The sequence below is a fragment of the Spinactinospora alkalitolerans genome (assembly GCF_013408795.1).
In the GTDB taxonomy this organism is placed as follows: Bacteria; Actinomycetota; Actinomycetes; order Streptosporangiales; family Streptosporangiaceae; genus Spinactinospora; species Spinactinospora alkalitolerans.
Genome location: NZ_JACCCC010000001.1, coordinates 5,249,047 through 5,273,461, shown reverse-complemented (window position 1 = coordinate 5,273,461; position 24,415 = coordinate 5,249,047). Strand labels below are relative to the sequence as shown.

Sequence of the window (24,415 nt, the reverse complement as noted above, 5' to 3'; positions counted from 1 at the left end):
GGTCGGGTGCGGCCGCTACGCGGAACCGCGTTGCGGATCCAGGGTCGAGTGCAACTGGTAGCGGTCGGCCCGGTATGTGGAGATCGCCAGTTCGGCGCACCTGCCGTTGGCGAAGCTGCGTCGCTGCAGCAGCAGCACGGCGCTCGCGGAGGGCAGACCGAGGAGTCTGGCGTCTGTGGAGTCGCAGATGCCGGCCTCGATGGTCTGCTCACCGGAGTCGAGGAGAAGACCGTACTCCTCCTCCAGCAACTGGTAGAGGGATCGGCCGGACAAGGAGTGCTCGTTCAGGCCGGGGGCGACGGAGAGCGGGATGTTGGAGCGCTCCACCGCCATGGGCTCGCCGTCGGCCGTGCGCAACCGCTCGATGTGGTGGACCGGGGTCCCGGGGGCGATGCCCAGCATGCGGGCGAGGTGCCCGCGCGCGGGGACGATCCGGCGGGCCAGGTCCCTGGCGCCCGGCACGTAGCCGCGCGACCGCATGTCCTCGGTGAACGACGCCAGGCGCAGCGACATCTCGATCTTGGGACGGGCCACGAAGGTCCCCTTGCCGGGCACCCGGTAGAGCTTGCCCTCGGCGACGAGGTGGTCGATGGTCTGGCGCACCGTCATGCGCGACAGCCCGTACTTGACCCCGAGTTCGCGCTCGGAGGGGACGGCGTCGTCGACTCCGAGCCGGCTCTCCTCGATCCAGTCGAGCAGGATTTCCCGGAGCTGGGAGTACTTCGGGACCGGGCTCGTGGGGTCGATCATGACGGGTGCCTGTTCGGTTGCGTATCGGTCGGATATGGTGCGTACTGGTATAGGCCGGACTAGACCACAGTAGTCCGTGGTGTGTCAACGTTCCGGTGCCGCACGCGGATTAACACTTCGGCAACGCGGTAACGTCGCTGATCAGGTGGTATGTCCGGCGGGGGCAAGGCATACGAACCGATGGGAAGAGAGCAGATGACAACCACGACGAGCGTCATGCGGTCCGAGATCGCGGAGCAGCCCGACGCGCTGCGCCGGACCCTGGACGCGCTGCTGCCCCAGTCGGCCGAGATCGCCGCGCTCGCCCAGCAGACCCGGCAGGTGCTGTTCATCGCGCGCGGCTCCTCCGACAACGCCGCCGTGTACGGCGGCTACCTGCTCCAGGCGCACGCCGGCCGCCTGGCGACGCTGGCCTCGCCCTCCATCGCCACCACCTACGGCGCGAAGGTGGACCTCTCCGGGGTCCTGGCCGTCGCGATCTCGCAGTCGGGCCGCACCGAGGAGATCGTCGACACCATGACCTGGGCCGCCGACTGCGGCGCCCGCACCGTCGGCATCACCAACGGCGCCGGCTCGCCGATCGCCGAGACCGCCGATGTGGCCCTGGTCACCCGGGCGGGCGACGAGCTGGCCGTTCCCGCGACCAAGACCTACACCACCCAGCTCGCCGCGCTGGCCGTGCTCGCGCTGGGACTGGGCGCCGAGCTCGGCGCCGACGAGCTGAACCGGGTCCCCGACGCCATCGAGGAGACGCTGGCCGAGCCGGGCGAGCAGTTGGACGAGATCGTCGAGCGGCTCGTCGGCGTGCACGGAGCGGTCGTCTCCGGGCGCGGCATGGCCTTCTCCACCGCGCTCGAGGCGGCGCTGAAGCTGAAGGAGGCCTGCTACCTGCACGCCATGGGGCTGTCCTACGCCGACCTGCTGCACGGCCCGATCGCGGTCGTCGACGCCGAGACCCCGGCCATCCTGGTGGCCGCGGGGTCCGGACCCACGCTGCAGGGGACGGTCGCGCTGGCCGAGCGCGTCGTCGCCAACGGGGCCCCGGCCTACGGCATCGGCGGCGGCTCGGCGCTGGCCGGGGCCTGCGACCTCTGCCTGCCCGCTCCGGACCTGCCCGAGTGGCTGGCCCCGATCAGCCTCATCGTCCCGGCCCAGCTCATCACCGAACGGCTCGCCCGGCGGCTGGGCTACGACCCCGACGCGCCGCGCGGCCTGGGCAAGGTGACCCAGACGTCGTAGCCGTCCCGGGCCACCCCCTGTGGCCATCCGTTCCATGGGATTTAAGCTCAGCTGAGATCCGCAGCTTTCACCGTCCACCGGTCCGCACGCCGGTGGATCCCAGAGGGAGGTAGACATGGCCGACAAGGCATCCGCGATCGTCGCCGGGCTCGGTGGCGCCGGCAACATCGAGGACATCGAAGCGTGCATCACCCGCCTGCGCACCGAGGTCGGCGACCCCGGGAAGGTCGACCAGGACGCGCTGAAGGCGGCCGGTGCGCACGGCGTGCTGATCTCCGGCAACGTCGTCCAGGTCGTGGTGGGGCCCGAGGCCGACTCGCTGACCGACGACATCAACGACCTGCTCGACTGATCCGACGACGACGCCGGGGCGCGGCCGCGTCGGTCGCGCTCGGCCTTCGAAGAGGAGGCTGCACCATGCTCTCCGTGCTTTCGCCCGTATCGGGCACCGCAGTGGGGCTGTCCGAGATTCCCGACCCCGTGTTCGCGCAGGGGATGGTGGGACCCGGCACCGCCATCAGGCCCAGGGACGGGCTCCAGGAGGCGGTCGCGCCGGTCACCGGCAAGGTCGCCAAGCTGCACGCGCACGCATTCGTCCTGCTCGGGGAGGGCGGCCGGGGCGTCCTGGTGCATCTGGGCATCGACACGGTGAAGCTGGACGGCGCGGGCTTCGACAAGCTCGTCGAGGAGGGCGCCGAGATCGAGGCGGGCCGGCCGATGATCCGGTGGAACCCCGCCGACGTCACCGCGCGGGGCCTGTCGCCGATCGTGCCGATCGTCGCGCTGGACGCCGACGGCGACGTGATCTCCCGCGCGGGCACCGGGGAAATCGAGCAGGGCGATCTGCTGTTCCAATGGGCGTGAGTGCAATCGTGGACCTCTCCGAAGACCTGACCCCGCCCCGCGCCGCGCTGTTCGACCTGGACGGCACGCTGATCAACAGCGAACCGCGCAGCCTGGCCACCTGGGCCAAGCTGCTGGACGCGCACAACGTCCCCTACGACAGGGAGCTGCTGCACAAGTTCATGGGTCGGCGCGGCACCGACGTGCTGGCCGACCACCCCGAGCTGCTCCCCGGCATCACACTGGACGTGCTCATCGCCGAACTGCGGGTCTACGGCCAGGACCCCGACCTGCCCCCGGTGGAGCACCTGCCGGAGTCGGTGGCGTTCCTGCGCCGTCTGCACGCCGAAGGCGTCCCGTTCGCGCTGGTGACCTCGGCCGGCCGGGACTGGGCCGAGCTGGCGCTGACCGACCTGGGCGTGCGCGAGCTGTTCAAGGGCCTGGTGACGGCCGGCGACGTCAGCGAGGGCAAACCCGACCCGCAGGGCTACCTGCGCGGCGCCGAGATCCTGGGCTACGCGCCCGAGCACATCGTGGTCTTCGAGGACACCCCCGCCGGCGTCCAGGCCGGCAAGAGCGCCGGCATGCGGGTCGTGGGCATCACCACGACCCACGAGCGGCCGGCGCTGGACCGGGCCGACCTCGTCGTCGACCATTTGACCGAGGTGGACTGGCCTCGGATCGTCCCCCGACCCTGAAGCGAGCAAGAAGAGGTGGAACCGTGGCAGAGCGCCGCGTGAAGGTCGAGTCCGAGGTCGGGCTGCACGCCCGGCCGGCGGCACTGTTCGTCCAGGCCGCGTCCAAGGCCGGCGGCGAGGTGACGGTCGCGAAGGGCGACGGCGCCGCCGTGTCCGCCAAGAGCATCCTGGCGGTGATGGGCCTGGGCGTCCGCCAGGGCGACGAGATCGTCCTCACCGCGGACGGGGACGGAGCGGAGGAGCTCCTCGACAGGCTCACCGAGATCGCCAACGAGAGCTGATGGGAACCGCCATGACCGACACGCTGACCGGCGTCGGGGTCAGCTCCGGCGTCGGCTTCGGGCCGGCGCTGCGGCTGGCGCGGGCGGTGCCCGAGCCCCCGGAGGGCGAGCGCCACGGCGGCGACGCCGCAGCGGAGGCCGCCCGGGCCGCCTCCGCGCTGGAGGAGACCGCCCAGGACCTCACCGACCGCGGTGAGCGCGCCGGCGGCGACGCCCAGGAGGTCCTGGACGCCCAGGCGCTGATGGCGCGCGACCCCTCCCTGGCCGGGGACGTCGAGCGCCGCGTGGGCGAGGGCACCTCGGCCGCGCGGGCCGTGTTCGAGGCCTTCACCGCCTACCGGGAGGTGCTGGCGAGCGCCGGCGCCTACCTCGCGGCCCGCGTCGCCGACCTCGACGACGTGCGCGACCGCGTGGTCGCGCGGCTGCTGGGCGTCCCGGTGCCGGGCGTCCCCGAATCGGCGACCCCCTTCGTCCTCCTCGCCCACGACCTCGCCCCGGCCGACACCGCGCTGCTCGACCCCGAGCGCGTGCTGGCGTTCGTCACCCGCGAGGGCGGGCCGACCAGCCACACCGCGATCCTGGCCCGCTCCCTGGGACTGCCGGCCGTGGTGGCCTGCGCCGGTTCGGAGGAGATCGCGGACGGCGTCCCCCTGCTGGTCGACGGCGCCACCGGCGAGGTCGTGCGCGACCCGGACCCCGCGTTCGTCGAGCAGGCCGAGGCCAGGGCCGCGGCCCGGACCACCGCGGCCGCCCGCAGCGAGGGGCCGGGGCGGACCTCCGACGGCCACCGGGTCCCGCTGCTGGCCAACATCGGCGGGCCCCAGGACCTGCCGGCCGCGCTGGAGAACGGCGCCGAGGGCGTGGGCCTGTACCGGACGGAGTTCCTGTTCCTGGACCGGGCCGACGCGCCCACCCGCGAGGAGCAGTTGGCCGCGTACCGGGCGGTGCTGGAGGCGTTCCCCGGGGCCAAGGTGGTCGTGCGCACGCTGGACTCCGGCGCCGACAAGCCGCTGGCGTTCCTGCCTCCGCCGGCCGCCGAGCCCAACCCCGCGCTGGGCGAGCGCGGCCTGCGGATGATGCGGCGCTTCCCGGAGATGCTGCGGACCCAGCTCGCCGCGCTGGCCGAGGCCGAGCGCGACACCGATGCCCGGCTCCAGGTGATGGCGCCCATGGTGACCGACGCCGAGGACGCCGAGTGGTTCGCCGCGGCCGCGGCCGGGGCCGGCATCGAGCAGGCCGGCATCATGGTCGAGGTTCCCGCGGCGGCCCTGCGCGCCGCTCACCTGGCCGAGTCCGCCGGGTTCTTCAGCATCGGCACCAACGACCTCACGCAGTACGCGTGCGCGGCCGACCGCGAGATCGGGGGCCTGAGCAGGTTCCAGGACTCGTGGCAGCCGGGCGTGCTGGACCTGGTGGCGCTGACCGCGTCGGCCGCCTCCGGCGCCGGACGCGAGTGCGGGGTCTGCGGCGAGGCCGCCGCCGACCCGGTGCTGGCCTGCGTCCTCGTCGGCCTGGGGGTCACCTCCCTGTCGATGGGCGCCACGGCGCTGCCGCTGGTGCGCGCCGCACTGGCGCACAGCAGCCTGGAGCAGTGCGGGGACGCCGCAACGGCCGCCCGCGCGGCGCGGACCCCCGAGGCCGCCCGGCGGGCCGCCCGCGACCGGCTCCCCGGCCTGGCGGAGTTCGGGCTGTAGCAGCCCCCTTGCGCGCGTCCACCGCGCAAGGGGCCCCGACCGCGGCGGGGCGGCGGCGGTGGAGCGCTTTCGGGCACCGCCGCCGCTATCGTGGGTGCGGAACGTGCTCACCTCGCCGTTCCGCACCCACCGCCCCCCACCGGAAGATCCTCGTGAGCATGCCCCTTCGACGCCTTCTCGCCCCGCTCGGCGCGGGACTCCTGCTGCTGTCGGCCGCCTGCGGCGGCGGAGGGGAGGACGGGGACCGGCCGGAGCCGCGGCGGCCCGAATCCTCGGACCCGGCCGAAGGCGCCGCCGAGCTCATGGCCGACATGAGCCTCGAGGAGAAGGTCGGCCAGCTCCTCGTCCCGGTCGTGCAAGGCACGACGGCGGAGGAGAACGCCGACCTCATCGAGGACCACCACCCGGGCGGCTTCATCTACTTCCCGGACAACCTCTCCGACGTCGAGCAGATCACCGGGCTGTCCAACGGGCTGCAGGACCTCGCGACCGGCAGCGGCGCGGGCGTGCCGCTGTTCCTCGGGGTCGACCAGGAGCAGGGGATGGTCTCGCGACTGCCGGTCGGCACCCGGTTCCCCGACGCGATGGCGGTGGGCGCCACCCGCGACCCCGAGGCCGCGGCGTCGCTGGCCGGCACCACGGCCGAGGAGCTGACCGCACTCGGCCTCAACCTGGACTACGCGCCGGTGGCCGACGTCAACGTCAACCCGGACAACCCGGTGATCGGCATCCGCTCCTTCGGCTCCGACCCCGCCCTGGTCGGCGAGATGATGACCGCCGAGGCGCGGGCGTTCGAGGAGGGCGGCGTCGTCCCGGTGGCCAAGCACTTCCCCGGCCACGGCGACACCGACGTCGACAGCCACACCGGCCTGCCCACGATCGACAAGCCGCGGGAGGAGTGGGAGCGGGTCGACCTGCCGCCGTTCGAGCAGGCGGTCGATGCCGACATCGACGCCATCATGACCGCGCACGTGTTCATGCCGGAACTGGACGACTCCGGTGAGCCCTCCACGCTGTCGGAGAACGTGATCACCGGCATCCTGCGCGGCGAACTGGGATACGACGGCGTGGTCAGCACCGACGCGCTCAACATGGAGGGCGTCCGCCAGACGCACGACGACGGCGAGATCGCGGTGCGGGCGGTGCTCGCGGGCGCCGACCAGCTCCTGATGCCGCCGGACGTCGAGGCGGCGCACAGCGCCGTGACCGCGGCGGTCGAGGAGGGCCGGATCAGCGAGGAACGGCTGGAGGAGTCGGTGCTGCGGGTGCTGGAGCTCAAACTGGAGCGCGGCCTCTACGACGCCGAGCCGGCCGACGCGGCCGCGGCCTCCGACGTCCTCGGCGGCGAGGAGCACGCGGCCGCCGCCCGGGACGTGGCCGACGCCTCGGTGACGCTGCTGCGCAACGAGGGCGGCGTGCTGCCGCTGGAGGAGGGCTCGGCCGTGCGGGTCATCGGTTCCGGGTCCGAGGAGATCGGCGCGGCGCTGCGCGACAAGGGGTACGCGCTCGCGGATTCGGCGTCGGCGGCCGACACGGTCGTGGTGGGGACCGACGGCGCCCGCGGCGACGCCGAGCAGAAGGGCCTGGTCGCCGACGCCCGAGCGTCGGGCACACCGGTGGTCGTGGTCGCCCAGGGCAACCCCTACGACATCGCCGAGCTGCCCGACCTGGACGGCTACCTGGCCACCTACTCCTCGGTGGACGTCTCCCGCGAGGCCGCGGCCCGCGTGCTCGCCGGAGAGGTCGATCCCTCGGGCCGCCTGCCGGTGGACATCCCGGGAACCGACCTGGAGTTCGGCGACGGCCTGAGCTACTGATCCCCTTCCGCGCCTCCGGGGCCGTCCTCCGCCGCCTCTCCGCCGTCCCGGGGCTCCGAACCGTCCGCCTCGGGCCCGCCGATGCCGGCGCGCCAGTCGCCGTCGGCGACCAGCCATTCGGGGACGATCCGGACGGGGAACGGGAAGTCGGTCTCGAAGACGTCGGACCCCACGGCCTGCCGCACCTCGATGAACTCCCCGTCCTCCAGCCGGAACTCGATGATGTCGGGCTTGTCCAGCGACGGCGTGATCAGCCAGTACGCTTGCACCCCGAAGTTCGCGTACTCACGCTTCTTGGTGTGGTGATCGCGCAGGATGCTCTCGGGGGAGACCACCTCGACCGCGAGCAACGGGGGACGGGTCAGGTGCGGGACCTCCAGCGGTTCGCTCCTCTTGACCGCGACATCGGGAATGCGGTGGTGGGTCCTCTTGGCGTTGAACGTGACGCCGGGGCCTGACTGGACCTCGAACTCGTCAGGGGCGACGGTGGCGAGAAGCCAGGTCAGCCGGGTCTCCGCCCGGGTGTGCGGCTGCGCGGGGGCCGACGACACGTCAAGCCTCCCGTCGACCAGTTCGTACCTCCGGCCGTCGTCCGGGGTGTGCTCCAGGTCCTCCACGGTCAGCGGCCGGTCGGCGGGCAGACCGAGTTCGGTCTCGCTCAGAGTCATGACACTCATCTTGCCTCCTCAGGTTCATGACGGCCAGCATGCACGCAATCCGAGCGGCCCGGAGCCGATTCTGGGAACATGAGTTCGATTCGGCTTTGTCGAAAGTCGATGCTCCAGGTCAGAGCCGTATCAAGGCGGCAGGGAGCCGGTGAACCCGGAATTCCGGGTTCGGTTGCGTCCGTCCGCAATGCGCCGTTCAGGCCGGGCCGGTTCGGTCGGCTGCCGCGGCGGCCGACTCCTCGTGCGAGCCCGGACCTCGGGCGCCCGCGGGACTCCGCCCGCGGGCGCCCCGCAGGTCCGCGGCGTCAGCGGTACCGCTTGATCTCCTGCCGGGCGAGGGAGCGCAGGTGCACCTCGTCGGGGCCGTCGAAGATGCGCATGGCCCGCGCGTGCGCGTACATCTCCGCCAGCGGGAAGTCGTCGCCGACGCCCCCGCCGCCGTGGATCTGGATCGCCCGGTCGATCACCTCGACGGCCACCCGGGGCGCCGCCACCTTGATCGCCGAGATCTCGGTGCGCGCCTCCTTCGTGCCGCGGTTGTCGATCAGCCAGGCCGTCTTGAGCACCAGCAGCCTGGCCTGCTCGATGGCCAGCCGCGACTCGGCGATCTGCTGCTGGACCACGCCCTGTTCGGCCAGCGGCCCGCCGAAGGCGACGCGCTCGACCGCGCGGCGGGCCGTCAGCTCCAGCGCGCGCTCGGCCATCCCGATGGCGCGCATGCAGTGGTGGATGCGGCCGGGGCCGAGCCGGGCCTGGGCGATCATGAAGCCGTCGCCCTCCCCGGCGACCAGGTTGGCGGCGGGCACCCGGACGTCGGTGAACCGCAGCTCGCAGTGGCCCTCCTGATCCTGGTAGCCGAAGACGGGGAGCGAGCGGACGATCTCCAGGCCGGGGGTGTCGCGCGGCACCAGGATCATCGACTGCTGCCGGTGCGCCGGCCCGTCGGGGTCCGTCTTGCCCATGACGATGAGGATCTCGCAGCGCGGGTCGGCGGCGCCGCTGATCCACCACTTGCGGCCGTTGACGACGTAGTCGTCGCCGTCGCGGGTGATGGAGGTGGCGATGTTGGTGGCGTCGGAGGAGGCGACGTCGGGCTCGGTCATCGCGAACGCCGAGCGGATCCTGCCGTCGAGCAGCGGCTCCAGCCACTGCTTGCGCTGCTCCTCGGTGCCGAACATGTGCAGCACCTCCATGTTGCCCGTGTCGGGCGCCGAGCAGTTCAGCGCCTGCGGGGCGAGCACGGGGGAGCGGCCGGTGAGTTCGGCGAGCGGGGCGTAGTCGGTGACGCTCAGGCCGCCGACATCGGGGAGGAAGAGGTTCCACAGGCCCCGCCTGCGGGCCTCGGCCTTGAGTTCCTCCATGATCGGGGGCAGGTCGTGGTTGTCGTGGCCGGCCGCGGCGCGCCACGCGTGGTAGACGGGCTCCGCGGGGTACACGTGCCGGTCCATGAATTCCTGCAGATCGGCCAGGTACTCGCGGGCCGTGGAACTGAGCTCGAAGTCCATGCCCCGAGTATGCCACCCGACCGACTGGTCGGTACTGTCCAGGGTGGATTCCCGGCCCCGGTCCCGGCCGAGGATTCAGAACGGGAACCGCGGGGAAGGCTCTCGTGCCCACCCCAGGGCCGAGTGGACGGAGGCGATGGAATGTCCAGCACGTGTCGCGGCATCATCACCGATTGGGGCGGCGTCCTGACGTCGCCGCTGCCCGAGACGATCGCGGCCTGGCTCGAAGCCGACGGCATCGACAGCGATCTGTACCGCACGGTCATGCGCTCATGGGTGCAGGGCGCCTACGCCGGCGGCGCGGCGGCCAACCCCATCCACGCGCTGGAGCGCGGCGAGGTCGATCCCGGCGACTTCGAACGCCGACTCGCCGCCGAGCTGCGGCTGGTCGACGGCGGCGCGGTGCCCCACGACGGGCTGCTCACCCGGATGTTCTCGGGCTTCCTGCCGGTGGAGGAGATGTACGCGGCCCTGCGCCAGGCGCGCCGCCAGGACGTGCGCACCTGCCTGCTGTCGAACTCCTGGGGCAACGGCTACCCGCGCGATCGCTTCGCCGACACCTTCGACGCCGTGGTCATCTCCGGCGAAGTCGGCATGCGCAAGCCCGAGCCGGAGATCTTCGCCCACGCCCTGGAGCTGGTCGGGCTGCGGGCCGAGGAGTGCGTGTTCATCGATGACATCGACCACAACGTCTCGGCCGCGGTCGAGCTGGGCATGGTCGGCATCCTGCACCGGGACCCCGAGGAGACCCGGATCCGACTGGAGGAGGCCTGCGGGATCGAACTCGAGGCGATGTCGAAGTGACGGTGCGGCGCGGCCGCGGCGCGCGGCCGCGCCCGCGTCTTTGGCACACTCGGCGTGACAGCTGATCCACGACCGCCCGAAACCTGAAATGCCGAGTTCCACGATGCGCATCTACCTGCCCAGCACCCTTCCGGCCCTCGCAGCGGCCCTCGCCGAGGGCGCCGTCCGCGGCGAGCCGCTCGCCGCTTTCGCGGTGACCCCGGCGCTGCGGGAGCAGCACGGCGACGGCGACGGGGAGGAGCTGGAGTACGAGGCGCTGCGCGCGGCGGCCGACGCCTCCCTGCGCCTGCTGGCGGCCGACGGCGCCGCGCCCCGGCGCCGCGTCGTCATCGCCGCCGACATCCCCGAGGCCGCCGTGCGCGCGCCGGACACCGGGGGCGACGGCCACCCGGCCCTGGTCACCGTCACGGGAGCGGTCCCGCTGAAGCGGGTGGCCTCCGCCCACGTCGACGACGAGGCCGCGGCCGACGACATCGCCGCGGCCGCCGCCACCCCCGGAGCCGGCCACGAGGACGACCACGAACTGATGTGGTTCGCCACCCAGGAGCTGAAGTACCTGTACGAGTAGCGCGGCGATCTCGGACTTGACCTCCGACCCCGGCCCAAGGGGGTCTGTCAGGCCCGCCCCGGCTCGAAAGTGGCGTGCGAGAGGATCGCCCAGTCACCGCGGAGCTTGCGGCTCAGCGATACGGACGGGGCGTCTGCGGGTAGGGGTTGCCGAAAACGCGGGTCCGGGGCGTGGTGCGGTTCTCGGGCCCGGGCGTTCTGCCGCGATCCGGCCGGGAGGCCTCGTATGGATGCCGTGACCAACGTTCCCGTTCCCGTCAACGAGCCGAACCTGACCTATGCGCCCGGCAGCGCGGAGCGTGCCGAGCTGGCGGCGGAGATCGAGCGGCAGACCGGCCGCGAGCACGAGATTCCCCAGACCATCGGCGGGGAGCACGGCCTCGGCGGCGGCGAGCCCATCGAGGCCGTCCAACCCCACAGGCACGCCCACGTGCTCGGCCGGATGGGCAACGCGACGACCGGGGACGTCCGCCGCGCGATCGAGGCGGCCAGGGCCGCGGCCCCGGCGTGGCGGGCGATGCCCTTCGACGACCGCGCGGCGATCCTGCTGCGCGCGGCCGACCTGCTGGCCGGTCCGTGGCGGGCCAGGGTCAACGCCGCCACCATGCTCGGCCAGTCCAAGTCGGTGCAGCAGGCCGAGATCGACGCGGCCTGCGAGCTGATCGACTTCTGGCGGTTCAACGTCTCCTACGCGCGCCGACTGTACGAGGAGCAGCCGATGTCGGTGCGCGGCGCGTGGAACCGGCAGGAGTACCGCCCCCTCGAAGGCTTCGTCCTGGCCATCACCCCGTTCAACTTCACCGCGATCGCCGGCAACCTGCCCACCGCCCCGGCGCTCATGGGCAACGTCGTGCTCTGGAAGCCCTCGCCCACGCAGACCTTCTCCGCCCACTTCCTCATGCGGCTGCTGGAGGAGGCGGGGATGCCCCCGGGCGTGATCAACATGGTCACCGGCGACGGCACGGCCGTCTCCGAGGTCGCGCTGGCGGCCCCTGACCTGGCCGGCATCCACTTCACCGGCTCCACCCGAACCTTCCAGCACCTGTGGCGGACCGTGGGCGCCAACATCGCCGACTACCGCTCCTACCCGCGCATCGTCGGCGAGACCGGCGGCAAGGACTTCATCGTGGCCCACTCCTCGGCCGACCCCGGCGTGCTGCGCACCGCCATGATCCGCGGCGCGTTCGAGTACCAGGGGCAGAAGTGCTCGGCGGTCTCGCGCGCCTACGTCCCCCGCAGCCTCTGGTCGGCCCTCCGCGACGACCTGCTGTCCGAGACCGAGTCGCTGACCATGGGCGACGTGACCGGCGACCTGTCGACGTTCATGGGCGCCGTCATCGACGACCGCGCCTTCGCCAAGAACGCCGCCGCCCTGAAGCGGGCCGAGGCCACCGACTCCATCACCGTCCTCACCGGCGGCACCACCGACGACTCCGTGGGCTACTTCGTCCGGCCCACCGTCCTGGAGTGCGACGACGCCGAGGACGAGGTGTTCACCACCGAGTACTTCGGCCCGATCCTGGCCGTGCACGTCTACGACGACACCCGCTACGGGGAGGTGCTCGCCCAGGCCGCCGACATCGCGCCCTACGCGCTGACCGGCGCGGTGATCGCCCGCGATCGGGCAGCGGTGGCCGAGGCGAACGAGGCGCTGCGCTTCGCGGCCGGCAACTTCTACGTCAACGACAAGCCCACCGGCTCCGTCGTGGGCCAGCAGCCCTTCGGCGGCGCCCGGGCCTCCGGCACCAACGACAAGGCCGGCTCGATCTTCAACCTGATGCGGTGGGCCAGCCCGAGGTCGGTCAAGGAGACGTTCACGGCGCCGACGGACTGGCGCTACCCGCACATGGGCCGCTGACCCCGCGGGCGCGGGGCTTTCAGAGCAGGGCGCGGATCGCGGCGAGGTCGCGGCCGGCCCCGGCCGCCAGCGCGTTCGCGCGCTCGGTCAGGTCCCGCCAGTTCGCGGCCCCGGCCGCCACCCGCGCGCGCAGCCGCGCCCGCTCGTGCTCGAGGGCCTCGGCCGCGCCGTCCCGCTCCCGCTGCCCCTTCAGCCACTGCCACACCGCCACCGCGGCGGCGGCGACGGTCAGGACGTGGATCCCCGGTTCGACCGCGAACGCGACCACGGCCAGCACGACCGCTGCGCCCGCGCTGATGGCGGCGTAGAGGTTGCCCTTCCCGCTGTAGGCGTACTCCCGCTCCAGCCGGGCCTCGGCCGCGCGCAGCTCCGCGTCGTCGGGGCCCCGCCCGGTGACGGTCACCCGGTGCCGGCGGTGCACGGCGACGGCCGCGTCGTCAGGGGTCCTGCGCCCCTGAGCGGCGAGCCGTTCGGCCGCGGCGAGGATCCGCGGGGCGTGCACGCCGATGGCGAACGCGCGCCGCGCCGCGGGAACGCCGGAGCCGGCGGCGTCCTCGCGAAGCAGGGCGAGGGTCTCCCCGGCGGGGTCCCGCCACGTCGGCACCGGTTCATCGGGGGAGGCCCCGCCGTTGCTCTCCACCACCCGGCGCAACTGCGCGACCCGGACGAGCAGGGGGACCTCCTCGGCGCTGCCCTCGGCCACCAGCAGCCGCAGCGTCTCCGCCACCGAGGGGTCCGGCGCCGGCGCCTCCTCCCCGGCCCGCAACGACTCCTCCAGCCAGGCGCGCAGCGCGGCGAGCCGGGAGGCCGCGCCCGTCTGCTCCAGCACGGCCCGGGTCCCCTCGAGGCCGCTCGGCGCCTTGGGCACGTCCCCGGTCGGCTCGAAGGCCTCCCAGAAGGCGACGTCGGCGGAGGGGTCGGTCCCGCGGTCCAGGGCGGCGGCCGCGTGCCCGTGCAGCAGCTCCCGCGCGCCGGCGCCCAGGAGGCCGTCGGCGGCCAGCAGCCACAGCGCCCGCTGGTCGCGGGCGACCTCGTCGGGGAGCTCCGGCAGCAGCCGGGGCAGGATCCAGTCGGCGAACGGGGCCGCGCGCCCGGGATCGGGGCCCGGTCCGGCGGTCGCCGTCCCGAGCAGGGCGAACACGCCGCTGCTCAGCGCGTCGCGCTGGGCGGCCTCGGTGAAGTGGCGCCGGGCGGCGCCGACGTCGCCGCGCAGCGCGACGTGCAGCCCCCGGGCGGCGGGCACCAGCCAGTAGCCGGGCACGTCCGGCAGCTCCAGCGAGGCGGGTGCGGTGCCGTCCAGGAGCTGGCCGGCGCGGTGCCGGGCCAGCGCGGGCTCGTCGAACATGGCGAGCAGCGCACGCACGTCGCTGAGCTCGACGAAGGCGTCGAAGCTGGCCGACATCCGGTCCAACCGCTGCTCCAGCGTCCCCTGGACCCGGCTGAGCTCGGAGCGCAGCCGCCGGTCCTGGGCGCGCGCGTTGGCCCTGGCGCTGGAGAGCTCCTCCTGCAGCGCGTCCAGCCTGCGGTTCTGCCGCGCGTCGGCGATCAGGCCGCCGAGGTCCGAATCGACCATCGTGTCTCCGTCCGTTCGTCCGCGCAGGTCAGGGGGATGGTCCGGGGCGCGTCCCGGAGCACGGCCGCGGTCGGCGGCGCGCCGCCGACCGTGCTCCCCGCCACCGGCGCGGACCGCGCGGGCGCCGACCCCGCCGCGCCACTGATGTGGACGGGGCGGACCGCCCGCCGGTTCCCGCGGGCTCCGTCCGGTCGGGGAGCCGACCGTGCGGCACTATAGACGAGCAAGGACGGCCCCCTCGAGCACCCAAGGAGCCTCCCATTAGCCGGCTGGTGTTGTGGAATATCGACCTCACCCTCGTTGACGTCGCCCAGGTGATGCGCGCGGCCTACGCCGAGGCCTTCGAGAAGGTCACCGGCAGCCCGCTGGTCTACCTGGCACCGACCGCGGGGCGCACCGATTCCGAGATCTTCTTCGAGTTCCTGGCGCGCAACGACGTCGGGATCGACCCCGATACCGACCCGCTGCCCGACTTCACCGATGCGCTGGGGGAGTCGTTCGCCCGGCGCCGCGACCGGCTCCAGGCCAAGGGCCGCGCCATGCCCGGCGCCGAGGCGGCGCTGGCCGCCGTCGGGCGGCTGGAGGACACCCTCCAGAGCGTCGTCACGGGCACGATCATGTCCAACGCGGTCGCCAAGCTGGCCGCGTTCGGGCTCGACGGCCACCTGGACCTGAGCATCGGCGGCTTCGGCTCCGAGCACTACCCCAAGGCCAGCCTCATCCAGTTCACCCGGATGCGCGCCGAAGAGGCCCACGGGCGGGCGTTCCCCGAGGCGAGCACGGTCTACATCAGCGAGTCGGTGCGCGACGTCGAGGCCGCCTGCATCGGCAGGGCCACGCCGATCGCGGTCGTCAGCGGGTCGGCCACCGAGTCGCAGCTGCGCGCGGCCGGAGCCGTCCACGTGCTCGACGACCTCACCGACCCGCAGGCGCTGCTGAACGCGATCCGGTCGGCGACGGAGGACCCCGGCGCCACCTGAAACCAGCCCCGGCGCAAGGTTTGGCGTCCGGGGCGCGCTGGCATGAGAAGCGGTGGACCGCCGCAGCCGAACGCGCACGGAGGATGATGCCGCCATGCCGACCGAACCCGCCGCGTCCCCCGCACCCCCCTCGACGAAGGCGGACCGGGCGCTGCTGTGGGAACCCGGCACAGCCGAACGCGAGAACGCCCGCGTCACCGCCTACATGGACTGGCTGGCCCGCGACCGGGGGCTGCTGCTGGGCTCCTACGGGGAGCTGTGGCGGTGGTCGGTCACGGAGGTGGACGCGTTCTGGGAGTCGGTCTGGGCCTACTTCGGCGTCGCGGGGGAGCGCGGGGCCGGACCGGTGCGCGACGCGGCGGCGTCCGGCGCCCGCTGGTTCCCCGGGGCGACCCTCAACTACGCGCGCAACGCGCTGCGGCACGCCCGCACCAACCCCGGCGCCCCGGCCGTCATCGCCCGCTCGGCCTCCGGCGGACGCACCGCGATCACTTGGGCCGAACTCGCCGCCGAGACCGCGCGCGTCGCCGCAGGGCTGCGCGACCTCGGTGTCGAGCAGGGCGACCACGTGGCCGGCCGCCTGCCCAACGCCCCCGAGGCGCTGATCGCCTTCCTGGCCGCCGCGGCCATCGGGGCGGTCTGGTCGGTCCGCCCGCCCGGGCCCGGCACCGGGGCCGCCGCCCCCGCCCGGATCGGCCCCAAGGTGCTGTTCACCTCCGATCCCGCGGCGGCCGAGGAGCTCCGGTCCGCGCCGACCGGCCCGCCGACCGTCGTGGGAGACCTTCCCGGCGCCGTCGCCTGGGCCGACCTCGGCGCCGGCGGCGCGGCCAGGGAGCCGGCCTACACCGCGGTCGGCTTCGACCACCCGCTGTGGGTCCTGGACGCGGCCGACGCGACCGGAGCGCCCCGCCCCGTCGCGCACGGCCACGGCGGCATCGTCCTGGAGCATCTCAAGACGCTCGTCCTGCACCGCGACATCGGTCGGGGCGACGTCCTCCTCCTGCAGGCCGACACCGGTTCGACGACGTGGAACCACCTGGTCGGCGGATTGCTGGCCGGCGCGACCGTGCTCCTGTACGACAGCGGCGACGCCGGACCGGAGCCGGGGCGGCTCTGGCGGATCGCCGACGAGGAGGGGGCCGACCATCTCGGCCTCGACGCCCGGCACCTCGACGCGTGCGCGCGCGCCGGCGCGGGGGCGGACGGGCTGGCGCTGGAGCGGCTGCGCGGCATCGGCTCCTGGGGCCCGACGCCGTCGCCCGAGACGTCGGCCTGGGTCTACCGCGACGTCAAGCGCGACGTGCTGCTGGGGCCCGCGTGGGCCTGCGCCGAACTGTGCGCCGAGCTCGCGGGCCCCTCGCCGCTGCTGCCGGCGCGCGCAGGGGTGATCGCGGCCCGCTGCCTGGGCGCCCGGGTGGAGCTCAGGGACGGCGGACCGATCATCACCCGCCCGATGCCCTCGATGCCGGTCGACCCGGCGGGGCCCGGCGGCGGGGAGGACCCGGCGCGCGCCGGGGCGTGGCCGCTCGGCGACCGGGTCACGGTCCTGGGCGACGGCGGCTGCGTCCTGCGATGATGTCCGGTGCGCTGTCCGGATGCGGTCGGCCCGTGGAACGGCGCGGATCCCCCGCGTACCGTCGCAGATGAAGAGATCTCACGAGCAATCCGCTCCTAATGTGCGAAACGCACCGTTAGTGGTGTTGATCACTGTTGGGCGCCGCGAAACGCAGTAGCCTGGGCCATGGCATGGAACGGACAAGGACGTCCATCCACCGATGCCTCGACCTGTGCGCACAGGTTGCCGGTTCACCGAATCCGACAACGCGGCGAACGGCCGCCCGATTCACGGCGGCCCCATGAGCCAGCACAGTTCACATCACCCGATGTCCGGGCAGGATTCCGGGCAGAGGGACGAGCACAGCCAACCCCCGACGGCTCACAAAGGAGTGAGATCGCACATGTCCGGGCAGTCTGACGCCGTGAAGGACCAGCTACTGCGTGACGCGGTCACGGAGTGGTCCGAGCCATCCGGCGGATCACCGCACGAGCTCGGCCGGATCGAGCACTTCCTCCGGCTGTACTACCGACACGTCGCCCCCGAAGAGCTCAAGGAGCGCGGCAACGCCGAGATCTGCGGCCCCGCGATGGCGCACTGGAACCTCGGGGCGCACCGAGGGCAGGGCCGGGCCAAGGTCAGGGCCTTCACCCCCGACAGCGCCGAGATCGGCCGCGACGTCGGGCACTCCGTGGTCGACATCGTGACCGACGACGCCCCGTTCCTGGTCAGCTCCGTCACCATGGAGCTGGCCCGGCACGACATCGGGGTCCAGCTGATCATCCACCCCCAGCTGCGGGTCGAACGCGACCTGACCGGCGGGCTCGTCGAGGTCGAGCCCGCCGAGTACACGCTCGCTCCGCTGGCCGAGTCCTGGATGCACCTTGAAATCGACCGGCAGGCCGACCCCGCGGCCCTCAGGGACCTGGAGGCCGACCTGGAGCGGGTCCTCACCGACGTCCGCCACGTCGACGAGGACGCCGCGAAGATGCGCAGCCGCGCCGTCCTGCTCGCCGACGAGGTCTCCGACTCCGCCGACGCGCTCAACGCCGCCGGGGTCGATCCGCGCGAGATCACCGAGAGCGCCGAGTTCCTGCGCTGGGCCGCCGACCGGCACTTCACCTTCATGGGCTACCGGGAGTACACGCTCGTCCAGGACGACGACGGCAACGACACGCTGCGGCCCCTCGCGGGCACCGGCCTCGGTCTGCAGCGTCTGGACGCGCCGATGGCGGAGAGCACCCCGGCGCTGCCCCCCGAGGTGAGCGCGCGGGCGCGGGCGCCGCACGTGCTGGTGCTCACCAAGGCCAACTCCCGTGCCACGGTGCACCGCCCCAAGTACCTCGACTACATCGGCGTCAAGAGGTTCGACGCGCGGGGCCGGGTCGTCGGCGAGCGCCGCTTCCTCGGCCTGTTCACCCACGAGGCGGTCACCACCAGCATCGCCCAGATCCCGATCCTGGAGCGCAAGCAGGCCGAGGTCCTGGAGCTGGCCGGGTTCGACGCCGAGAGCTACGACGGCAAGGACCTCATCGAGATCCTGGAGGGCTTCCCGCGCGAGGAGCTGTTCCAGGTGCCGGTGGAGGAGCTCTACCAGATCGTGCTGGGCGTGCTGCGGCTGCGCGAGCGCCGGGGCACCAAGCTCTTCCTGCGCCGCGACGTCTACGGGCGCTACATGTCGTGCCTGGTCTACATGCCGCGCGACCGCTACAACACCCAGGTCCGCCTGGACATCCAGGACGTCCTGTCCAAGGCGTTCAAGGGCGCGAGCATGGACCACAGCGTCATGGTCGGCTCCGCCCCGCTGGCCCGACTGTACCTGGTGGTGCGCGCCGAGCGGGGGCGGGCGCTGCCCGACCTCGACCACGCGGCCCTGGAGGCCGAGGTCGCCAAGGCCACGCGGTCCTGGAACGACGACCTCTCCGCCGAGCTGACCGCGCGCTTCGGCGCCGACCGCGCCACCGCACTGCTGAAGGCCTACGGCGACGCGCTGCCCGAGGGCTACAAGGTCGACAACGGCGCCGAGACCGCCGTCGACGACATCTCCCGCATCGACGCGCTGGGCGACGACGAGGTCGCGGTCAACCTCTACCGCCCGGCCGACGCCGGCCCCGGCGAGTGGCGGTTCAAGATGTACCGCACGGGCGAGCCCGTCTCGCTGTCGCGCGTGCTGCCGCTGCTGGAGCACATGGGCGTCGAGGTCGTCGACGAGCGGCCCTACGGCGTCACCGGCGCCGGCGGGCGCCCGGCCCCGGGCGCCCCGGCCCGCGCCTGGATCTACGACTTCGGCCTGGCCCCGATCGAGTCGACCGAAATGGCGCAGAACCGGCTGAAGTTCCTGTTCGAGGACGCGTTCACCGCGCTGTGGCTCGGCCAGGGCGAGTCCGACGGCTTCAACGCGCTGGTGATCCGGGCCGGCCTGACCTGGCGCCAGCTCACCATCCTGCGCGCCTACGCCAAGTACCTGCGCCAGACCGGCAGCACCTTCACCCCGGCCTACATCGCCGACGTGCTCGTCGCCAACGTGCACATCGCCAACCTGCTGGTGCGGCTGTTCGAGTCGCGCTTCGACCCGCACCACGGCGCCGGCCGCGACGAGCGCTCCGAGGCCATCGCCGAGGAGGTCCGCGGCGAGCTCGACCTCGTCGCCAGCCTCGACCAGGACCGCATCCTGCGCTCCTTCCTGGCGGCCATCGAGGCCACGCTGCGCACCAACCACTTCCAGCGCGACGCCGACGGCGAGGTCGGCGGCAAGCCGTACCTGGTCTACAAGCTCGACCCGCAGCGCATCCCCGACCTGCCGGCGCCGCGGCCCAAGTTCGAGATGTACGTGTACTCGCCGCGGGTCGAGGGCGTCCACCTGAGGTTCGGCTCGGTCGCCCGCGGCGGCCTGCGCTGGTCGGACCGGCCGGAGGACTTCCGCACCGAGATCCTCGGCCTGGTCAAGGCGCAGACGGTGAAGAACGCCGTCATCGTGCCCACCGGCGCCAAGGGCGGGTTCGTCTGCAAGCGGCTGCCCGCCGGAGGGGGCCGCGACGCCGTCCAGGCCGAGGTGGTGGCCTGCTACGAGCAGTTCATCAGCGGCCTGCTCGACGTCACCGACAACCTGGTCAACGGCGACGTGCGGCACCCCGACGACGTCGTCCGCTACGACGCCGACGACTCCTACCTGGTGGTCGCGGCCGACAAGGGCACGGCGTCCTTCTCCGACATCGCCAACCGGATCGCCGCCGAGCGCGGTTTCTGGCTCGGCGACGCCTTCGCCTCGGGCGGCTCGGTCGGCTACGACCACAAGGCCATGGGCATCACCGCGCGCGGCGCGTGGGAGTCGGTGAAGTACCACTTCCGGGAGATGGGCGTCGACGTCCAGAGCCAGGAGTTCACCGTCGTCGGCATCGGAGACATGTCCGGTGACGTGTTCGGCAACGGCATGCTGCTGTCGGAGCACATCCGGCTGGTCGCGGCGTTCGACCACCGGCACGTCTTCCTCGACCCCGATCCCGACCCCGCGGTGGGCTTCGCCGAGCGGCGCCGGCTGTTCGAGCTGAACCGCAGCACCTGGGCCGACTACGACGAGAAGCTGATCTCCGAGGGCGGCGGCGTGCACCCGCGCACCGCAAAGGCCATCCCGATCACCCCGCAGGTGCGCGCGGCGCTGGGCATCGACGAGGACGTCACCTCGCTCACCCCGTTCGAGCTCATCCAGTGCGTGCTCAGGGCGCCGGTCGACCTGCTGTGGAACGGCGGCATCGGCACCTACGTCAAGGCCTCCTTCGAGACGCAGGCCGCGGTCGGCGACAAGGCCAACGACCTCGTGCGCGTCGACGCCCCGGAGCTGCGCTGCAAGGTGGTCGGCGAAGGGGGGAACCTGGGGCTGACCCAGGCGGCCCGGATCGAGTTCGCGCTCGCCGGCGGCCGGGTCAACTCCGACTTCGTCGACAACTCCGCCGGCGTGAACACCTCCGACCACGAGGTCAACATCAAGATCATGCTGGACCGAGAGGTCCGCGCCGGCCGGCTCTCCAAGGAGGAGCGCGACGAGCTCTTCATCGGCATGACCGACGAGGTCGCCGACCTGGTCCTGAGCGACAACCACCACCAGAACGTGGTGCTGGCGGCGGCGCGCAAGCAGGCCACCGGCATGCTGCACGTCCACTCGCGCTACCTGCGCCGGCTGGAGCGCTCCGGGCACCTCAAGCGCAAGCTGGAGTTCCTGCCCGACGACAAGGCCATCGCGGCGCGGCGCTCCAGCGGCCAGGGCCTGACCGGTCCGGAGTTCGGCACGCTCATCGCCTACACCAAGATCACGCTGGCCGAGGAGATCCTCGGCTCGGACCTGCCGGGCGACCCGTACCTGCGCGGCACGCTCACCGGCTACTTCCCGTCGGCGCTGCGCGAGCGCTTCGCCGACGCCATGCCGCGGCACCCGCTGTGCCGGGAGATCATCACCAACGTCGTGGTCAACGACATGGTGAACCGCTCGGGCTCGACGTTCGCCTTCCGGCTCAACGAGGAGACCGGGGCCAGTGCCGCCGACATCGCGCGGGCCTACCTGGTGGCCAAGGAGGCCTTCGGGCTGGACGAGCTCTGGCGGGCCGTGGACGCCCTCGACCACCGGATCGACGTCGACACCCAGTTGGCGGTGCTGCTGGAGGCGCGCAAGCTCACCGAGCGCGCCGCCCGCTGGCTGCTGCACAACCGGCCGTCGCTGTTCGACCTGGGCGAGGAGATCGCGTTCTTCGCCGAGGGCGTCTCCGAGATCGTGCCGCAACTGCCCGAGCTGCTGCAGGGGCGCGACCTGATGGCGTTCACCGAGCGCCGCGACTGGTTCGCCGCGCGCGGCGTGCCCGCGGACCTCGCCGAGCGGGTCGCCGGCATGGTCCCGGCCTACTCCACGTTCGACCTGGTCCAGGTCTCCCAGCAGACCGGCCGCCCGCTGCGCGAGGTCGCCGAGGTCTACTTCGACCTCGCCGACCAATTGCAGATCAGCCGGCTGCGGGAGCGGATCATCGCCCTGCCGCGCGACGACCGCTGGAGCACGATGGCGCGGGGCGCCGTGCGCGACGACCTCTACGCCGCCCACGCCGACCTCGCCCGCAACGTGTTGATGTCGGGGCACTCCGGCGAGGGCCCCGACGAGCTGCGCGCGCACTGGACGGAGCAGAACGAGACCGCGGTCAGGAGGGCCGGCCAGACGCTCTCCGAGATCTGGGAGACCGAGCGCTTCGACCTCGCCACCCTGTCGGTGGCGCTGCGCTCGGTGCGGTCACTGGTGACCTCCGGCTGATCCGGCGGGGAGCGCGGCGCGCGGCCTTACGGGTCCGCGCCGCGCCCCTCCCCGCCCCCGCGAACGGCCGGGGCGCCGGTCCTCGTGGCCGCCGGTCTCCGGACGCCCCTACACTGGCCTTGTGGCAGATCTAGACCCCGCAGAGCAGATCAAGGAACTCTCGTCGACCCTGGCGAGCGTGGAATCCGTGCTGGACCTCGATGCCAAGCGCACGGAGATCGAACAGCTGCGCGAGCAGTCTGCCGACCCCGAGCTGTGGAACGACCAGGACAACGCCCAGAAGGTCACCCGCAGGCTGTCCTACCTGGAGACCGAGGTCACCAGGGCCGAGGCCATCCGCCGACGGGTCGACGACATCGGTGTGCTGTTCGAACTGGCCGCGGCCGAGGACGACGCCGACACCCTGGCCGAGGCCCAGGCCGAGCTGGCGGCCCTGCGCAAGGACGTGGGCGAGCTGGAGGTGCGCACGCTGCTGTCGGGCCCCTACGACGAGCGGGAAGCCCTGGTCAGCATCAACGCCCAGGCCGGCGGCGTGGACGCGGCCGACTGGGCGCAGATGCTGCAGCGCATGTACCTGCGCTGGGCGGAGCGGCACGGCTACCCCACGGAGGTCTACGAGACCTCCTACGCCGAAGAGGCCGGCATCAAGTCCACGACCTTCACGGTCAGGGCGCCGTTCGCCTACGGCACCCTGCGCGGCGAGCACGGCACGCACCGGCTGGTCCGCATCTCCCCCTTCGACAACCAGAACCGCCGCCAGACCTCCTTCGCCGGGGTCGACGTCGTGCCGGTGGTGGAGCAGAGCGACCACATCGACATCGACGAGAGCGACCTGCGCATCGACGTCTACCGCTCCAGCGGTCCCGGCGGCCAGGGCGTCAACACCACCGACTCCGCGGTCCGGATCACGCACGCGCCCACGGGCATCGTCGTCTCGTGCCAGAATGAGCGGTCCCAGTTGCAGAACCGGGCCACCGCGATGTCGGTGCTGCAGGCCAAGCTGCTGGAGCGCAAGCGCCAGCAGGAGCGCGCCGAGATCAACGAACTGCGCGGCGACGGGGCGAGCAGCTGGGGGACCCAGATGCGCAACTACGTGCTGCACCCCTACCAGAACGTCAAGGACGTGCGCACCAACGTCGAGACCGGCAACACCAGCGCCGTTCTGGACGGTGAGATCGAGGAGTTCGTCGACGCCGAGATCCGGTGGCTCCGCAGCCAGGAGCGCGACGGACGCTGACCCTCCACGGAGGACGCGCCGGAGCGCGCGGGAGCGGGTATATGTGAACGTTACCACCGGTTGACGTTTCCGATATGCTCGAGTCGCCGTTGCCTCGCAGCCGTGGCTGGGGGGTAACGTGGGAAAGGAAACTACCCGGCCGCCCCGAGTGGTCACTCCGGGTGACGCGTGTCGATCTGGACATTCCGGGTTGCTTTCCCCCCTACACTGTCGATTGGCCCTGTGGCCGGTACTGCCTTGAGCGGAGCCACATCCGCCTGGGCGCCCCAACCTTCGAGAACCTTGTGATGCTCCTGTGATCCACTTTGATACCGTCACCAAGGTCTACCCGACCCAGAAACGCCCCGCTCTCGACGAGGTTTCGATCGACGTCGACAAGGGCGAGTTCGTCTTCCTCGTCGGACCTTCGGGCTCGGGTAAGTCAACGTTCCTGCGGCTTGTCCTCAAGGAGGAGAAGCCCAGCAAGGGCAGGGTCCACGTCGCGGGCAAAGACCTCGCGCGCCTGTCCAACTGGAAGGTCCCGCACCTGAGGCGCCGCATCGGCTGCGTCTTCCAGGACTTCCGCCTGCTGCCGAACAAGAACGTCTTCGAGAACGTCGCGTTCGCGCTGGAGGTCATCGGCAAGCCCCGCCGGTTCATCCGCAAGGTGGTCCCGGAGGTCGTGGAGCTGGTCGGCCTGGAGGGCAAGTCCAACCGCATGCCCGACGAGCTGTCGGGCGGCGAGCAGCAGCGGGTCGCCATCGCGCGGGCCTTCGTGAACCGGCCGCAGATCCTGCTGGCCGACGAGCCCACCGGAAACATCGACCCCGCCACCTCGATCGGCATCATGAAGGTGCTCGACCGAATCAACCGGACCGGAACGACCGTCGTCATGGCGACCCACGATGCCGCGATCGTCGACTCGATGCGCAAGCGCGTCATCGAACTCGAGGAGGGGCAGGTCGTCCGGGACCAGTCGCGTGGTGTCTACGGCCAGGCGTACTAGGACTAGGACGCGGGCCGGCCGTGCGCTCCAGTGCCGGCCGCGGAGCGCGGCGAAGCCCCACAAGGATGGACCCT

At 72.6% G+C, this 24,415-nt stretch carries 19 protein-coding genes; 15 read left to right on the top strand and 4 right to left on the bottom strand.

Features of this window, described 5'->3' with window-relative positions; translation table 11 throughout:
* Window positions 1–15: 15 nt before the first annotated feature.
* Entirely contained in the window at window positions 16–750 is a 735-nt protein-coding gene (locus HDA32_RS23530) for a GntR family transcriptional regulator (RefSeq protein ID WP_179645263.1), read from the bottom strand.
* A 195-nt stretch (window positions 751–945) separates the two neighbouring features.
* On the opposite strand from HDA32_RS23530, the gene HDA32_RS23525 reads away from it, so the two are divergent.
* The 7 genes from HDA32_RS23525 (at window position 946) to HDA32_RS23495 (ending at window position 7,322) form a co-directional block, all read left to right on the top strand.
* A complete protein-coding gene (locus HDA32_RS23525) occupies window positions 946–1,989 on the top strand; it encodes an SIS domain-containing protein (RefSeq protein ID WP_179645262.1) in 1,044 nt (347 codons plus the stop codon).
* 115 nt (window positions 1,990–2,104) lie between these two features.
* Entirely contained in the window at window positions 2,105–2,341 is a 237-nt protein-coding gene (locus HDA32_RS23520) for a PTS sugar transporter subunit IIB (RefSeq protein ID WP_179645261.1), read from the top strand.
* A 65-nt stretch (window positions 2,342–2,406) separates the two neighbouring features.
* Window positions 2,407–2,853, top strand: coding sequence for a PTS sugar transporter subunit IIA (locus tag HDA32_RS23515; RefSeq protein ID WP_179645260.1), 447 nt, complete (start codon window positions 2,407–2,409; stop codon window positions 2,851–2,853).
* Window positions 2,844–3,530: an HAD family hydrolase gene (locus HDA32_RS23510; protein WP_179645259.1), complete on the top strand. Its 687-nt coding sequence runs from the start codon at window positions 2,844–2,846 to the stop codon at window positions 3,528–3,530. Before HDA32_RS23515 ends, HDA32_RS23510 begins: the two co-directional genes overlap by 10 nt.
* A gap of 23 nt (window positions 3,531–3,553) precedes the next feature.
* Window positions 3,554–3,811 carry an HPr family phosphocarrier protein gene (locus HDA32_RS23505; protein ID WP_179645258.1) on the top strand — a complete coding sequence of 86 codons (258 nt, stop codon included), beginning with the start codon at window positions 3,554–3,556 and terminating at the stop codon, window positions 3,809–3,811.
* Window positions 3,812–3,822: 11 nt separating this feature from the next.
* Window positions 3,823–5,505 carry a phosphoenolpyruvate--protein phosphotransferase gene (gene ptsP / locus HDA32_RS23500; RefSeq protein WP_246334463.1) on the top strand — a complete coding sequence of 561 codons (1,683 nt, stop codon included), beginning with the start codon at window positions 3,823–3,825 and terminating at the stop codon, window positions 5,503–5,505.
* 158 nt (window positions 5,506–5,663) lie between these two features.
* Complete coding sequence (locus tag HDA32_RS23495; protein ID WP_179645256.1) at window positions 5,664–7,322, top strand: glycoside hydrolase family 3 protein; 1,659 nt, start codon at window positions 5,664–5,666, stop codon at window positions 7,320–7,322.
* On the opposite strand, the gene HDA32_RS23490 is transcribed toward HDA32_RS23495, so the two are convergent.
* Both HDA32_RS23490 and HDA32_RS23485 read right to left on the bottom strand, forming a co-directional pair.
* The gene (locus tag HDA32_RS23490; protein WP_179645255.1) at window positions 7,316–7,999 is read right to left on the bottom strand and encodes a Uma2 family endonuclease; all 684 of its coding nucleotides are present in this window, start codon (window positions 7,997–7,999) and stop codon (window positions 7,316–7,318) included. The two genes, HDA32_RS23495 and HDA32_RS23490, sit on opposite strands and share 7 nt — an antisense overlap.
* A 296-nt stretch (window positions 8,000–8,295) precedes the next feature.
* Window positions 8,296–9,495 carry an acyl-CoA dehydrogenase family protein gene (locus HDA32_RS23485; RefSeq protein ID WP_179645254.1) on the bottom strand — a complete coding sequence of 400 codons (1,200 nt, stop codon included), beginning with the start codon at window positions 9,493–9,495 and terminating at the stop codon, window positions 8,296–8,298.
* A 141-nt stretch (window positions 9,496–9,636) separates the two neighbouring features.
* Here HDA32_RS23485 and HDA32_RS23480 point away from each other — a divergent pair, with 141 nt between their 5' ends.
* The 3 genes from HDA32_RS23480 to pruA all read left to right on the top strand — a co-directional run bounded on the left by HDA32_RS23480 (window position 9,637) and on the right by pruA (window position 12,724).
* A complete protein-coding gene (locus HDA32_RS23480) occupies window positions 9,637–10,299 on the top strand; it encodes an HAD family hydrolase (RefSeq protein WP_179645253.1) in 663 nt (220 codons plus the stop codon).
* A gap of 103 nt (window positions 10,300–10,402) precedes the next feature.
* Entirely contained in the window at window positions 10,403–10,867 is a 465-nt protein-coding gene (locus HDA32_RS23475; RefSeq protein ID WP_179646902.1) for a DUF6912 family protein, read from the top strand.
* Window positions 10,868–11,092: 225 nt separating this feature from the next.
* Window positions 11,093–12,724 (top strand): L-glutamate gamma-semialdehyde dehydrogenase, encoded by a 1,632-nt coding sequence (gene pruA / locus HDA32_RS23470; protein ID WP_179645252.1) that lies wholly within the window; start codon window positions 11,093–11,095, stop codon window positions 12,722–12,724.
* 19 nt (window positions 12,725–12,743) lie between these two features.
* Here the strand turns inward: pruA and HDA32_RS23465 are convergent, their stop codons facing one another.
* Entirely contained in the window at window positions 12,744–14,297 is a 1,554-nt protein-coding gene (locus tag HDA32_RS23465) for a hypothetical protein (protein ID WP_179645251.1), read from the bottom strand.
* A gap of 275 nt (window positions 14,298–14,572) precedes the next feature.
* On the opposite strand from HDA32_RS23465, the gene HDA32_RS23460 reads away from it, so the two are divergent.
* From HDA32_RS23460 to ftsE, 5 genes are all read left to right on the top strand, one after another.
* Window positions 14,573–15,277: an HAD family hydrolase gene (locus tag HDA32_RS23460; protein WP_179646901.1), complete on the top strand. Its 705-nt coding sequence runs from the start codon at window positions 14,573–14,575 to the stop codon at window positions 15,275–15,277.
* A 94-nt stretch (window positions 15,278–15,371) separates the two neighbouring features.
* Window positions 15,372–16,853 (top strand): AMP-binding protein, encoded by a 1,482-nt coding sequence (locus HDA32_RS23455; RefSeq protein ID WP_179645250.1) that lies wholly within the window; start codon window positions 15,372–15,374, stop codon window positions 16,851–16,853.
* Window positions 16,854–17,235: 382 nt separating this feature from the next.
* The gene (locus HDA32_RS23450; protein ID WP_179645249.1) at window positions 17,236–22,119 is read left to right on the top strand and encodes an NAD-glutamate dehydrogenase; all 4,884 of its coding nucleotides are present in this window, start codon (window positions 17,236–17,238) and stop codon (window positions 22,117–22,119) included.
* A 121-nt stretch (window positions 22,120–22,240) separates the two neighbouring features.
* On the top strand, window positions 22,241–23,356 hold the full coding sequence (gene prfB / locus HDA32_RS23445; RefSeq protein WP_179645248.1) for a peptide chain release factor 2: 1,116 nt from the start codon (window positions 22,241–22,243) through the stop codon (window positions 23,354–23,356).
* Window positions 23,357–23,651: 295 nt separating this feature from the next.
* On the top strand, window positions 23,652–24,341 hold the full coding sequence (gene ftsE, locus HDA32_RS23440; RefSeq protein ID WP_179645247.1) for a cell division ATP-binding protein FtsE: 690 nt from the start codon (window positions 23,652–23,654) through the stop codon (window positions 24,339–24,341).
* Window positions 24,342–24,415 lie beyond the last annotated feature (74 nt).

Bases quoted from the DNA above. Each gene is read 5' to 3' on its own strand.
- HDA32_RS23530 (WP_179645263.1), bottom strand. From the start codon at position 750: ATGATCGACCCCACGAGCCCGGTCCCGAAGTACTCCCAGCTCCGGGAA.
- HDA32_RS23525 (WP_179645262.1), top strand. From the start codon at position 946: ATGACAACCACGACGAGCGTCATGCGGTCCGAGATCGCGGAGCAGCCC.
- HDA32_RS23520 (WP_179645261.1), top strand. From the start codon at position 2,105: ATGGCCGACAAGGCATCCGCGATCGTCGCCGGGCTCGGTGGCGCCGGC.
- HDA32_RS23515 (WP_179645260.1), top strand. From the start codon at position 2,407: ATGCTCTCCGTGCTTTCGCCCGTATCGGGCACCGCAGTGGGGCTGTCC.
- HDA32_RS23510 (WP_179645259.1), top strand. From the start codon at position 2,844: ATGGGCGTGAGTGCAATCGTGGACCTCTCCGAAGACCTGACCCCGCCC.
- ptsP (WP_246334463.1), top strand. From the start codon at position 3,823: ATGACCGACACGCTGACCGGCGTCGGGGTCAGCTCCGGCGTCGGCTTC.
- HDA32_RS23495 (WP_179645256.1), top strand. From the start codon at position 5,664: ATGCCCCTTCGACGCCTTCTCGCCCCGCTCGGCGCGGGACTCCTGCTG.
- HDA32_RS23490 (WP_179645255.1), bottom strand. From the start codon at position 7,999: ATGAGTGTCATGACTCTGAGCGAGACCGAACTCGGTCTGCCCGCCGAC.
- HDA32_RS23485 (WP_179645254.1), bottom strand. From the start codon at position 9,495: ATGGACTTCGAGCTCAGTTCCACGGCCCGCGAGTACCTGGCCGATCTG.
- HDA32_RS23480 (WP_179645253.1), top strand. From the start codon at position 9,637: ATGTCCAGCACGTGTCGCGGCATCATCACCGATTGGGGCGGCGTCCTG.
- HDA32_RS23475 (WP_179646902.1), top strand. From the start codon at position 10,403: ATGCGCATCTACCTGCCCAGCACCCTTCCGGCCCTCGCAGCGGCCCTC.
- pruA (WP_179645252.1), top strand. From the start codon at position 11,093: ATGGATGCCGTGACCAACGTTCCCGTTCCCGTCAACGAGCCGAACCTG.
- HDA32_RS23465 (WP_179645251.1), bottom strand. From the start codon at position 14,297: ATGGTCGATTCGGACCTCGGCGGCCTGATCGCCGACGCGCGGCAGAAC.
- HDA32_RS23455 (WP_179645250.1), top strand. From the start codon at position 15,372: ATGCCGACCGAACCCGCCGCGTCCCCCGCACCCCCCTCGACGAAGGCG.
- HDA32_RS23450 (WP_179645249.1), top strand. From the start codon at position 17,236: ATGTCCGGGCAGTCTGACGCCGTGAAGGACCAGCTACTGCGTGACGCG.